This is a genomic window from Parabacteroides sp. AF48-14 (genome assembly GCF_003477465.1).
GTDB classification, from domain to species: Bacteria; Bacteroidota; Bacteroidia; order Bacteroidales; family Tannerellaceae; genus Parabacteroides; species Parabacteroides acidifaciens.
In genome coordinates, this window is record NZ_QUDI01000021.1 from 80,055 (window position 1) to 93,580 (window position 13,526).

The window sequence follows — 13,526 nt, forward strand, 5'->3', positions numbered from 1 at the left end:
AACAGCCTAACTTTGCTTGGAGATAAAAGCAATGATGTCATGTTTAAACAAGCTTTACCATTATGCCTTTGCATACTACTGTCTGCGTGTGACCTGATCGACTATCACCCATATGACGGGCGACTTACGATATCCGAGCGTAATATCAACGAACAAAATATCCCGCTTATTGAAGCTGCCACAAAAGACAAGGACACGATCCGGTTCGTCCTGATGGGCGACACGCAGCGCAGTTATGACGAAACAAATGATTTCGTAAAACACATCAACAGGAAAAAAGACAGCATAGACTTCATCATTCACGGAGGAGACTACACCGAATTCGGAATGAAAAAAGAATACGAATGGGCTGTCGATATCCTTTCCAAACTCGATATCCCGTATGTAGGGTTGATCGGGAATCATGATATAATCGGGAATGGCGACCAGGTTTATGAAAAGCTCTTCGGAAATGAGAACTTCTCTTTTATTGCCCGGGACGTCAAGTTTGTCTGCCTCAACACTAATGCAATCGAATATGACTACTCGCATCCTGTACCCGATTTCGGTTTCCTGAAAGAGGAGTTGGAAGACAGTACCCGGCAATACAGCCGTACGGTCGTAGCCATGCATGCCCGTCCCGGAAGCGACCAGTTCGACAACAATATAAAAGACGTATTCCAGCTTTACATCCGGCAATTTCCATCCTTGATGTTCTGCTTGAATGCCCACAACCATCAATTGCAGATGGATGATCTGTTCGATGACGGGATCATCTACTATGGTTGCAGCAATATAGCCAAACGCAATTACATATTATTCACCTTGACACCAGACAGCTACACGTATGAAGTTATCGATTTTTAAATGGATGACGCTATTCCTTCTCCTTATTGGCACATTACAGGCACAGGAAAGCAGCGAAGATGAAGCACGTTACACAAAGCGTGTAGAAAAATATATATCCAGATGGGAAAAACTTATCCCCCGTTACAGTAAGATCCAATATGCCGGTTCAATGGGATTGATCTCACTCGGCACTGGTTGGAATTATTATCGTAACCATTGGGAAACGGATGTTCTTCTGGGATTCGTCCCCCGTTATTCGGACCGCCACGCAATGGTAACAATGACACTCAAACAGAACTATTACCCTTGGAATATTCCTCTCTCCGACAAGCTCTCTTTCGAGCCTCTCGCTTGTGGTTTTTATATCAATACATTGTTCGACCGCGACTTCTGGGGAAGGCAACCGGATAAATACCCTAAAGGCTATTACTGGTTTTCAACCCGCATCCGTACGCATATCTTCGCCGGCGAGCGGTTCACGTTGAAACTGAATGAAAACAAAAGCTGGCACAAATCCATCTCTTTCTTTTATGAACTCAGTACCTGCGATTTGTACCTGATAAACAAGATCGGCAACAAAAGCCTGAAACCCAAAGACTACATGAGTCTCTCGTTCGGCCTTAAACTGCAGATTCTATAATACAAAAAAACGGAAGGTGCCACAAATGGCAACCTCCCGTTCCCCATAAACTACATAAAACACTTAAAAGAACAACTCTTCTTATTAAAATGCAAGACCTAACCGGATACCCCAGTTATTCAATCCATCGATCGAATAACTCAAGACGTCTCCTTTATTGGTTGCATAATTATAGTAGGCAGCAATATGTAAACCGATCTGTTTCTGAGGAGTAAAATACATATTCATACCGATTTCGGGAGATACATAGAAACCCCAGTTACGGTCGTATACTTTCATTACATTCATATAAGTCGACATTTCACTGTAGCTTGCCCCTAACTGTAAGCCTGCATAAGGCTGGAACTGGCTTTCGGGAGCAACGTTATAACGGAAAGCTGCACCAAAAGGCAACTGGAAGATAGAGTGCTGCTGATCGGAAGTGATGGCAGAAGTCGAACTTACCGGCAATGTCTGACGATCGATATATTTATTGTTAGTGTGATAAGAGATAAACGCACCTACCGAGAAATTAGGGACGAGATAATAACCGGCTTCTGCATGTGCACCCCAACCACTTGTCTTATCAGAGAATGTCTGGCTGAACGGAGAATTGAGCTGCCAGTCGACATTAAAATACATGTTCTTTACAACCTGGGCGCCAGCCAGAGATGGAATCGCTAAACAGGCGACAAGTAAAGCGATTAATTTTATTGATTTAGTTATCTTTTTCATAAGACTCAAATTTTCTTTTAATTCGCGTTTAATTATTTCTTTAAGTACGGTGACTGTACAAAAGCCTGCTCGATAGCACGAGTTGAAAGTGCGATATTTACTTTGTCGGAACCAGACAGCAGACCAGTCATGTAAGCAGTCCAAAGAACCGGAAGTTTTGCATCGGTAGCTTTTGGAGTCGGCGCTTTCAGGTCGACCAGTTCAACCAACAGGGAACCTACGCTATAGCTGTAGACAACAGGATACGGATAATACCATCCATTCCATGCACCGGTCCAGTTACCCCAGTAACCATACCACCAGTTATATCCGGGATATCCCCACCACCAGTAAGGATTGTCATGATAGTTAGTAAAATAATTGACATTTTTCACGAAAGAAACCTGCAAACCCAGGTCTGCTGATTCTTTATCTGCGGCACGTGTAAAACCACGGCCTTCCATGCCATTGACTAAAGTAGTGACGATATCGTCCGCTTCAGTAGCACTCCAGAATTCCGGTTTTTCACTGCTACCGATTACCATTACACTATCCGGGATGTAGAAAGATGTAAACGATCCGAAATTAGCATCCTTACTGTGATCAGTAAATACTACGAAATCATCGCTTAGTTTAGACATGTCCGGGTCTTTCTGGCAAGACGCCAGCAAAAGAACCAATAAGAAAAAAGGAAGAATCTTTTTCATCTCATTCAACGTTTAAAACAGTTTATACTATTATTTGTGCACTTATATATAAGTTACTATTTAAACAACATCAACTAAAAAAGGTTTGCTTTCCCCCCGGTCCCGGAGTGTTAATTAACTTGTCTGAAGATTTAGGAACGGTTATAAACGACCGTTAAAACAGATGTAAGCATAAAAAAAAGATGGTGCAAATCCAACTAATGTGGATATGCACCATCTCTCTTATAAAGGTAGTTAGCCTTATCTCAATGTTCCCTGTTGGGCCTCCTCTACCATTTTCTGGTTCGGAAGTATGATAATTTCTACACGGCGGTTCAGGGCACGTCCTTCCGGAGTATTATTGTCTGCAACCGGCTCGTGGATACCTTTACCTTCGTATGTCATACGCTTGCTGCTTACACCCTGGTCTTCCATAAGATAATCGAATACGCTCTTTGCACGTTTTTCCGACAGGGTCTGGTTATAATCGACCTTTCCCGTATTGTCCGTATGACCGATAATCTTAATATCCGTGTCCGGATTTGCGTTCAGGCTGGTAGCTAAATTACGCAAGGCGCTTTTAGAAGCAGCGCTGACCGTACTCGAGTTGGTAGCAAACAGGATTCCGGAATCGAACGTCACCCGCAGGGCTTCACCGTCATTGATGGTTTCGACAGTTGCTTCTTCCGGCAGCGTAGCTTCCAGTTCCTTCTTCTGTTTATCCATCTTCTTACCGATCAAAGCACCGGCTGTACCACCAACCGCAGCACCGATAATCGATCCCAATGCTGTATTGCCAGCCAGAGCACCGACACCGGCACCCACAGCAGCACCTCCACCTACTCCGATGGCTGTTCCTTTAGCCGTATTGTTCCAGGTTCCACAACTCGTAAAAACAACTGCCATACAAAGCAGCAAAACTGATAACAATTTAAAATTTCTCATCTTCTTATTCTTTTATAAACTATCTTGTATTTATACAACAGTCTATTAATCGAACATGTTGATGGAATCGCAATATTCAAGTTCTCCTTGTACAATAAAAGTTATATCTTCTTCTTCAAACTTGCCGACACCGTCTTTTTGCGCATTCTTTACAACAAACCCGATCAATTCGTCTTCATCAATATCAATTTCCGCATTATCATCGGTATTCTCATCCAGAAAACCCTTTGACTCATAAAATTCATAAATCAGGTCTACAATGTAGTTAATATCGTCATTGCTGAATTTACCTTTCAAATCCTGTGGAAGATAGTTCTGGATAAATGCTACAGAATCATCTTCATCGTAAATCAAATCGTCCTTGTCACTCATAACTATTTTTATTTATTGGTTAATAGATACTGCAAAGATATTGGAATAATTGAGACGACAGCCTTACCGGATGTATTTTTTATCACCTCCACAGGTTTACTCTTTCCGTAAACAATTATCGCAACACCCGCACCGCGTCCCTTCCATGCCGAAGTATTCGGATATAAACTCTTGGCGGCAACCGGTCGTTTGCAGGTATTCTGCGACTTTTTCAATTCGCATTTTAAATGCGGAAAGGCGGTTTTCGTAGGATGCGGTTGTGATTACCAAACGCTCCAGAGGGACACGGATCATCTTGAAGGTAATCCGGGGCTCCTTTTTGGATGGAAGATAATAGAAACCGATATTCCGCAGATAGCCTAAGATTTTGGCTACCTCCCGGGGCTGGAATCCGGTCTTTCTTGCCAACATATCCACACTGACAGATACACCGGCCGAGAAAAGTCCCTCGTAATTGCGTAAAACCTCAATGGTGATCTTGGCGGCCGGAGAGTCTTCATTCAGAAAACGGTCCATCGTCCAGCGCGGCTGGTCATACCTGAGATAAGGATGCGTATTCGGATATGGCTCAAAATCGAGATAACCGGACAGAGATAATATTTCGAGTGAAGAACGCAGGCGGCCTTTGTCAAAATGCCAGTCACGCAGAAACTCCGGTTCGTTCAGGTAGACAGACACGCCTTCCCCGTCACCTTCCGCAATCTGGAAACGGTTGCACAAGGCCTCATAAACCCGTTTGATATATTCGATTGTAGGAAAAGCATTGGAGGGACGTCTTTTTATATCCGTAATATCCTGCGGGCCCAACAAGGCCACCGCATACGCCCGGTTCCCGTCACGTCCGGCTCGTCCGGCTTCCTGATAATAGGCTTCCATCGAATCCGGGAACTCCGTATGGATCACCAAGCGCACATCTCCCTTATCGATACCCATCCCGAAAGCATTGGTGGCCACCAGCACGCGGGTATTCCCTTTCAGCCAGTCGGTCTGCCGTTCCGTCTTGATAACCGGGTCCAACCCGGCATGGAAGTATTCGGCCGAGATGCCTGCCGCCCTCAATTTACCGGCATATTCTTCCACACCCCTGCGGGTCCGGCTATAGACAACAGCCGAACCTTGCACAGACGACAGGATATGGCAAAGTTCATTCAGCTTATTATCCGTCTTGCGGACAACGAAAGAAAGGTTCTTCCGTTCAAAAGAGGTCTTGAACACCCGGTAGCCTTTACGGAAATGGAGTTGCTCACAGATATCGGCAACCACCGCAGCCGTAGCGGATGCCGTCACGGCAATCACCGGAACACGAGGGATAGCATCACGGATATCGGCAATCAAACGGTAATCCCGGCGAAAATCATTTCCCCATTGCGAGATACAATGCGCTTCATCCACAACCAGCAGATTCACCTTTTCTGATAACGGTTTCAGCTTTTCCTGAAACAGATCGGAAGAGATACGTTCAGGGGAAATATACAGAAACTTATAATCACCCAAGATGCAATTGTCCAGCTGCTGCAAAATCTCCCAGCGCGGCATTTCGGAACTGATAAAAGCCGACAGTATCCCGCGCTTCTGAAGGTTCTTTACTTGATCCTTCATCAAGGCGACAAGCGGACTGATCACGAGGCAAATGCCCGGCTTAGACAGAGCCGGGACCTGGAAAGTAATTGATTTACCCCCACCGGTCGGCATCAAGGCAAGCGTGTCGTGTCCCGACAGAATACTGTCGATGACCTCCGCCTGCCCCGGCCGGAAACTGTCATAGCCCCAAAACTGCTTTAGTACCTGTATCGATTTGTACATTGTTTCTCTCGTATCTTGTACAAAGATATATCTTTTCCGGCACCTTTTAATCTGATGTCAATATCAATTTCATCCGTTCGAGATCGAACACCGCCTTTACATCCGGCTTACAGACATCCTGCAGCGTGATTTGTTCGGCATAAGGGACTGCTGCCCCGATGGAATAGCCTTTCTCGCTCTTTTCCGATTCGCGGAAACAAAGCACATAGTTAGAAAGCAAAAGCGGCAATTCTTCAGCCCCCTCATACTGTTGCGGATGCTGATAAAGCATGATCCGATTATTCAGAATCGCAAACTGGGGGATGAGACGGAGCACACTATTTCCCAAGACAAGCCCCTCTTCGTCACTGATTTCAAACTGTGCATTCCGGATAACCAAATCTCCCAATATGAGTTCCGGAGCTATCGCCATGCGTGTCTTGCCTCCTCTCGACAACGGATCTTCAAACTCGATCACATTCATATTCAACTTCACCGCTTCGGCTTTCGATATCGTTGAAACAGCCTTATCCGGTGCAAAGCATATACGATAAGAACCACCGGCAACCCGGGCCGGAATCACAAATCCTTTTTCGCCTTTGGCGGCTTCCAGCACGACATCCTCATTCTTCCAATCAAGCTGTTGGGCCCCAAAAGGCTCCAAGGCTATACACTTATTATAGCTGCCAGCCATATCCGGCATCGCCTGAAGACATATTTTCATCAATTCGCCAGCCTCCTTATAAAATCCCATATAAGCCAATGCCGCCGCCCGCAAGTTGAGCACAAAAAACACACTTCCGCCAAGTTCCTGCTGATATTTATTCAACAGGCTGTCCGTATAAAGGATTGTCGCATTATAATCATTTTTCAATAATCCCCGGTAGCTATGTGTCAGCCACCGTCCCATTTCGTCCGTAGTCTTATCCAGCCATTCAATCCAGGTGTCCAGACCCAACATATTATTACTGTTGATATAATCCGAATAACTGCCGCGTAAACGATAATTCTCACCGGAAAAGCGCATCCGTTCGAAATCGAGTACACACGTTTCAAAGCCCTGGAAAAAGGGTAATCCCAATAGTGCAGATCTGAGTGAATCGGGATTTTCAGTATATGTATTTTGGAAGTGCACAGGATAGCCGTACACCTCCATTACTTTTGTGGGAGCCGGATCCGTTGTGTTCGAGAAACTGCTTTGCCCGCCGGTATCCAGCAGATAGTTCCTTTCCGGCGAAAGCAGGAACAGCTGTCCGCTCTCCGAAAAGCTGAAATTCGGGTTCAGCATCTCCTTCCGTTCACCTTTCTTTATCCTCAACGCTCCCAATTCAAATCCGACAGTCGACACATTCCGCAATTCTTTCACCCCCAGAATAGCATCATGCCCTGAAAATATCGGATCGTTTTCAAGCAAAGAGACATGAACCACCGTATTATAGAATGTGATATCCCCTACCCGGAGAGTTTTCACCAATCCCGTTGTCGCCTGCGATATGCCAAACATACTCTGCACGGCAACCGTATCGCCCAATAAGCGGACTCCACACTTGCGGGCAGCTTCAATCGTAAGGAATGTATTTGGCGCTCCGGTATCAAAAATAGTCTCTGACAGTTCCGTTCCATCGACATTCACCGATAAAACCAGCGGATACGTGCAACTCACCGGCACCGTACACTCCGAACCCGGAAATTCCATCCGGAAATCCGGTACATCAGCCAAGCCCTCAATCACTTCCGTCCGGTAAGGGAAACCGATCGTTTCGCCCATCTTCCGGCAAAGGTTTTCATCCCGGGAAAACTGTTTCCACCAGGCATTCAATGCCTTATAAGAACCTTTTTCCAAGAGTTTCTCCATCTTCACATAATTGCAGGACAATATCTCATTTTCCGTACACGTCTCGGGATACAACGTCAAAAGCGAATCCACACACCGGAGCATTTCATCCGGACGGTTCAGATAATAATATAATGATATTCCTGCCCGCAGCCGGGTAGCCTCATCCATCACAGCCGCCGAATCCTTATACAACTCCCACAACTCGACCGCATTTCCATATCCATCCAACCGCTGCACCTCTGCAGGCAACGATGAATCAGTTTGTGAAAAAGCACTCGCAAAAAGGCTGGCGAATACTATCAAAAGAATAGATTTAAGTCTTATCATAATCTCTATTTGTTATTTTAAGAGCAAAAATAAAGATTAACGACGAACCGGTAAGCGTATAGCACTCCATTTAGGGTTAACCAATGTTATCTACTGTTATCTGCGTGGGATATAAAAAAAGCCCCGCCCCAATTAAGGAGCTTCTGGATCACACGCTTCACTGGACGGGCGCCAAACTGCGGGTCGAGGCCTTTATCGGAAATGTAAATCCTGCACAGTATTGTCTTTCCAAAAAACAGTAAAATTATAATTTACACCACTATTCCTGTAAAATACGATCTCCCAACTACCGCTGTATAATACAGCCGGTACTATCGTATAGGGATAAAATTCATCCTGCCAGGAAGCGTATATTTTTTCTTTATGTTTCTGCCGGCTTTTACTGGACAGTATGCTATCTGATTGCTCAAGCATAGGTGCCCAGTTCTGCAATAACCCCTGTAATTCCAATAATTGTTTAGGGAACGGAGCAGAAATGTCTCCTTCTATCAAAACAAGGGTTTCCACCGAGTAGAAGGGCAATTGCACTGTACCACTCCAAAGATAGCATTTATCCTGCCACCAATCACAAACCTTACAGGTAAAAAGGCCCAAACCTTCCGCTTTATACTCCCTCTTAGTTCCAAACAACTCGTTTATCAGTGTCTTGAATGCTTTCAGTACTTTTCCCATTACTTTCTTTTTTAGTCTACACGAACAATGTTATTATGCAATGCGTTATGTCGTATCTTATAATCTAACTCGTTCAATACTCCATCCAATCTTTTTCTATAGACCAAAGTGGTATATCCTTTCTTAAATGAATCACGCAATACAGCAGAACCGTTTACACGTATATATTCGACATTCGTGAACCAGTCAATGTCTCCTATGATAATGATACAGTTTTTTAATTTATCTTTATCAGAATATGGTTTGATATCTGTTTCATGCCCATTTTTATAATACCAGATTCCCCGTATGGCATCTATCGGTAACTCTTCCTGCTCAAAATGAGTTTTACTTATAATGCCTTCATCCGAAAATATAACATCGGTAAACGCCGGTTTATAATACTTGTAAGTAAACCATATCACACTTACGACCGATACCAGCAAAATAAGCACGGAGATAACATTAAGTGCATTGGCAAATAGAAGTACCAAAAAGATAATCAATAAGACTATAGTCAAAATAGCTATAATGATTTCGAGAACTTTACCTCCTGCCATGTGGCTGAATTTTTGTGTACGCATATTGTTTTATTTTAAGTTTTTATTCTTCGTAATAAGTAAAGACACGCTCAACATAAGGTTTCAATATACGACCGAGTCCTGTGCCGAAATCAACATAATCGTTGAAGTTCTTTGTTTCAATCCAGTTGCCATGCGTATCATAGCCATAGTCCTGAAAGTCTTTGTAGAGTATTTCAAATCCAGGCCGCTCATCAATCGGCCGCCCCTGTTCGTCATATTTTTCCTCCAAGAAACCATTGCGGACAACAGCTTTCAGTTTACCATTTGGATAGTATTCACGTTTACACCAAGATTCCAACTCTTTATTGCCTTCACCGTCAATCCTATATTCTTCCACAACATGGTTATTGTCGCTATATTCATAGATGAAATGCGTTTCCGGCATATCACGACTCAACAAATCATATACTCGAGTCTGAGCCAACAAATCATTTGCATCGTACTCATAGACAGTCTTGCCCGATAACTCTCCTATATTATAAAACTCTCTCTTCTCGACCAATAAATCGTGTTCGTTGTAATCATATTCGATCATCGCCGGTTTGTGAACCGTTCCGTCGATCTGTTTCGTCCGGATAAGATTTCCTCTGTCGTCATAAGTATTTATCTCCCCATAAAGATTATCGTACACAACTTCCAGCAGCTTCCCGTCAATATTATATTTGCGGACAATCGTACCGTTAGTTCCCGGAGAGCTGAGTGTATGTGTATATCCCCAAGCCTCATAGGTATAATCGGTCTTTCGAACAACACTTTCTTGCTTATCGTATTCGTTATATTGAACAAGATTGCCGTCAATATTGAAGCATAAATGATAGTGATATATTCCGTCCTCTTCCCATTTCCCACCTTTTTTGAATTTCACGGAGAAGATAGATGATACTTTTTCCGGACGATAATAATAAATATCCAGCGTTTTGACTTTCCCATTCAACCCCATCCGATCTTTATCGTTATTGACCGAATCTACTACCTGGGGAATATATTGGGGAGGAGACTGCTGACATCCTATAAACATCGACACGATTAAACTCCCCAAAATAACAAGTACAACTATTTTATTCTTCACGTTTTCTTTGTATTCGTTTTGCTATGAACTTCAAGGTGCAAAAGTATAAAAAGGTCATTACCTGCCAAAAAAGAGACAACTTTTTATTTTCAAAAAAGCCCCGCCCCAATTAAGGAGCAGAGCCTCTTGCTTATATATCAATCAAACCAATACCTGATCAGTTTTTAAATACCAGGCCGTTGCCGTCGCTGTCTATCGTGATCGGGTGGTCTTTGTTGATTTTACCGCCCAACAGTTCTTTAGACAGTTCGTTCAACACATACTTCTGGATCACACGCTTCACTGGACGGGCGCCAAACTGCGGATCGAAGCCTTTATCGGAGATGAAAGCCAGGGCAGCATCCGTAAAGTCCAGAGCGATACCGTTCTGGGCCAGCATCTTCTTCACGCCATTCAACTGCAAAGTAACGATCCGGCGGATCTCTTCTTCGTTAAGCGGCGTAAACATGATGATGTCGTCGATACGGTTCAGAAATTCGGGACGGATTGTCTTTTTCAACAATTCCAACACCTGGATCTTTGTTTCGTCCACCACCCGGTCGTGTGTTTCCGGCGTCATCTTCTCGAAGTTTTCACGGATCAGGGATGACCCCATATTGCTGGTCATAATGATGATCGTGTTCTTGAAGTTGACGACACGCCCTTTGTTGTCGGTCAGACGCCCGTCGTCCAATACCTGCAAAAGGATATTGAAGACATCCGGGTGAGCCTTTTCGATCTCATCGAACAGGACAACGGAATACGGTTTACGACGGATCGCTTCCGTCAGCTGGCCGCCCTCATCGTAACCGACATATCCCGGAGGCGCACCGATCAGACGGGTTGCGCTGAATTTCTCCTGATACTCGCTCATATCGATACGGGTCATCATATTCTCATCATCGAACAGATATTCCGCCAACGCCTTGGCAAGCTCCGTCTTCCCCACACCGGTCGTACCGAGGAAGATAAACGAACCGATCGGCCGCTTCGGGTCCTGCAATCCGGCACGGCTACGGCGCACAGCATCGGCAATGGCACTGATCGCCTCTTCCTGTCCGATCACACGCGTATGCAGTTCGGATTCCAGATGAAGCAGTTTTTCCTTTTCGCTCTGCATCATCTTACTGACAGGGATTCCGGTCCAACGGGACACCACATCGGCAATATCCTCGCTGTCGACCTCTTCCTTGATCATGGCGGCAGTTCCCTGCATCGTCTTCAGCTTTTCCTGAACTTCGCTGATCTCTTCTTCCTTCTGTTTGATCTTTCCGTAACGGATTTCGGCCACTTTACCGTAGTCGCCTTCGCGTTCGGCCTTATCGGCTTCAAACTTCAGGTTCTCGATGTCTATCTTGTTCTGCTGAATCTTGTTGATCTGCTCTTTTTCGCTTTGCCATTGGGCCTTCTGTTTCGTTTCTTCGTCCTTCAGGTCGGCAATCTCTTTGTTGAGCTGTTCCAGCTTTCCTTTATCGTTTTCACGCTTGATCGCTTCACGTTCGATTTCCAACTGTTTGATACGGCGGGAAACTTCATCTAAGGATTCCGGCACCGAGTCGATCTGCAAACGCAGACGGGCGGCGGCTTCATCCATCAGGTCGATCGCCTTGTCCGGCAGGAAACGGTCGGTGATGTAGCGCGTCGACAACTGGACGGCTGCGATGATCGCATCATCTTTGATACGCACCTTATGGTGGTTCTCATATTTCTCTTTCAAACCACGCAGGATGGAAATGGCATCCAGCTCGTTCGGTTCGTCCACCAGGACAATCTGGAAACGACGTTCGAGCGCCTTATCCTTTTCAAAATACTTCTGATATTCGTCGAGTGTCGTCGCACCGATCGAACGCAGTTCACCACGAGCCAAAGCCGGTTTGAGGATATTGGCGGCGTCCATCGCCCCCTCGCCCTTTCCGGCACCTACCAGCGTATGGATCTCGTCTATGAACAGAATGATCTCACCATCCGACTGGGTCACCTCGTTGACTACGGCTTTCAAACGTTCCTCAAACTCGCCTTTATATTTGGCACCGGCAATCAGCGCACCCATATCCAACGAGAATATCTGTTTTGATTTCAAGTTCTCCGGTACGTCGCCACGCACGATACGGTGTGCAAGCCCTTCGGCAATAGCCGTTTTACCGACACCCGGTTCACCGATCAGAATCGGGTTGTTTTTGGTACGGCGGCTCAGGATCTGGAGCACACGGCGGATTTCATCGTCGCGTCCGATCACCGGGTCTAACTTGCCGCTACGGGCACGTTCGTTCAGATTGATTGCATATTTGCCCAACGCATCGTACGTATCTTCGGCCGACTGGCTGGTCACTTTATTGCCTTTCCGCAGTTCCTCGATAGCCTGGCGCAACTCGTTTTCCGTTACACCGGCATCTTTCAGTATCTGCGAAGCGGTACTCTTTTCCGTAAACAAGGCCAAAATGATCGGTTCCAGCGAAACATACTGGTCTCCCATCTTGGATGAATAGTCGATTGCTTTCTGCAAAACGGCATTTGCTTCACTCGACAGGTAAGGTTCCCCACCGGAAACTTTCGGTAGCGAACTGATCTGTGCATCCAACACGCGGTTCAGATTCTGGATGTTCACACCCAGTTTCTGAAAGATGAAATTGGTCACACTCTCGCCCGTCATAATGACACCTTTCAGCAAATGAACGGCTTCGATAGCTTGCTGCCCATTTTGGGTAGTCAGCTGTACAGCCTGCTGAACGGCCTCCTGTGCTTTAATTGTAAAATTGTTTAAATTCATATAGTTATACTCCTTTCTTTCTTCTTTTTATTTTTAACCTTCACCTATATTCCTACAAAATAGATACCAGAAGCAAATCATGCCATTTTGGCATAAACCATAAAAAACATACACGACGTTTTTTACACGGTTTCGGGAAAAGAACAAAGCGGTATGGGAAAAGGTTTACAAATCAGAGCTATGACTTGACAATGGCTCACCCGATAATCATTTGGGATAAATAAATTCATTATTTGTCATATTTGAAACAATAAATAATGATTTATCGGTGCGTTTGCTCGTATTTACCGGACGCAGACGGGCGCAGATTACGCAGAGGAACGCAGACTTATTTTCTTTTAAAACAATAAATGATCTGCGTTCGTC

General features: G+C 44.9%; 13 protein-coding genes. 2 read left to right on the plus strand and 11 right to left on the minus strand.

Annotated elements, in window-relative coordinates; genetic code table 11:
* The first annotated feature begins 39 nt into the window (after positions 1-39).
* Together DW083_RS11500 and DW083_RS11505 are read left to right on the plus strand one after the other, a co-directional pair.
* Entirely contained in the window at positions 40-846 is an 807-nt protein-coding gene (locus DW083_RS11500) for a metallophosphoesterase (protein ID WP_115499189.1), read from the plus strand.
* Positions 827-1,468 carry a hypothetical protein gene (locus DW083_RS11505; RefSeq protein ID WP_199659170.1) on the plus strand — a complete coding sequence of 214 codons (642 nt, stop codon included), beginning with the start codon at positions 827-829 and terminating at the stop codon, positions 1,466-1,468. Before DW083_RS11500 ends, DW083_RS11505 begins: the two co-directional genes overlap by 20 nt.
* Before the next feature lie 84 nt (positions 1,469-1,552).
* On the opposite strand, the gene DW083_RS11510 is transcribed toward DW083_RS11505, so the two are convergent.
* The 11 genes from DW083_RS11510 to clpB all read right to left on the minus strand — a co-directional run bounded on the left by DW083_RS11510 (position 1,553) and on the right by clpB (position 13,160).
* The gene (locus DW083_RS11510) at positions 1,553-2,182 is read right to left on the minus strand and encodes an outer membrane beta-barrel protein (protein ID WP_115499166.1); all 630 of its coding nucleotides are present in this window, start codon (positions 2,180-2,182) and stop codon (positions 1,553-1,555) included.
* Positions 2,183-2,214: 32 nt separating this feature from the next.
* Positions 2,215-2,868 (minus strand): DUF4136 domain-containing protein, encoded by a 654-nt coding sequence (locus DW083_RS11515; RefSeq protein WP_115499167.1) that lies wholly within the window; start codon positions 2,866-2,868, stop codon positions 2,215-2,217.
* A 240-nt stretch (positions 2,869-3,108) separates the two neighbouring features.
* Positions 3,109-3,792 (minus strand): OmpA family protein, encoded by a 684-nt coding sequence (locus DW083_RS11520; RefSeq protein ID WP_115499175.1) that lies wholly within the window; start codon positions 3,790-3,792, stop codon positions 3,109-3,111.
* Positions 3,793-3,837: 45 nt separating this feature from the next.
* Positions 3,838-4,164, minus strand: coding sequence for a hypothetical protein (locus DW083_RS11525; protein ID WP_122332449.1), 327 nt, complete (start codon positions 4,162-4,164; stop codon positions 3,838-3,840).
* A 96-nt stretch (positions 4,165-4,260) separates the two neighbouring features.
* On the minus strand, positions 4,261-5,967 hold the full coding sequence (locus DW083_RS11530) for an ATP-dependent DNA helicase RecQ (protein WP_122332450.1): 1,707 nt from the start codon (positions 5,965-5,967) through the stop codon (positions 4,261-4,263).
* A gap of 46 nt (positions 5,968-6,013) precedes the next feature.
* Complete coding sequence (locus DW083_RS11535) at positions 6,014-8,110, minus strand: retropepsin-like aspartic protease (protein ID WP_122332451.1); 2,097 nt, start codon at positions 8,108-8,110, stop codon at positions 6,014-6,016.
* An 86-nt stretch (positions 8,111-8,196) separates the two neighbouring features.
* Positions 8,197-8,361, minus strand: coding sequence for a hypothetical protein (locus DW083_RS23615; RefSeq protein ID WP_122332466.1), 165 nt, complete (start codon positions 8,359-8,361; stop codon positions 8,197-8,199).
* Positions 8,303-8,782, minus strand: a complete 480-nt coding sequence (locus tag DW083_RS11545) for a hypothetical protein (RefSeq protein ID WP_122332452.1) — start codon at positions 8,780-8,782, stop codon at positions 8,303-8,305. The genes DW083_RS23615 and DW083_RS11545 overlap by 59 nt, the downstream gene beginning before the upstream one ends.
* A gap of 11 nt (positions 8,783-8,793) precedes the next feature.
* On the minus strand, positions 8,794-9,345 hold the full coding sequence (locus tag DW083_RS11550) for a hypothetical protein (RefSeq protein ID WP_122332453.1): 552 nt from the start codon (positions 9,343-9,345) through the stop codon (positions 8,794-8,796).
* 19 nt (positions 9,346-9,364) lie between these two features.
* On the minus strand, positions 9,365-10,414 hold the full coding sequence (locus DW083_RS11555) for a hypothetical protein (RefSeq protein WP_122332454.1): 1,050 nt from the start codon (positions 10,412-10,414) through the stop codon (positions 9,365-9,367).
* A 157-nt stretch (positions 10,415-10,571) separates the two neighbouring features.
* Positions 10,572-13,160, minus strand: a complete 2,589-nt coding sequence (gene clpB / locus DW083_RS11560) for an ATP-dependent chaperone ClpB (protein WP_122332455.1) — start codon at positions 13,158-13,160, stop codon at positions 10,572-10,574.
* Positions 13,161-13,526 lie beyond the last annotated feature (366 nt).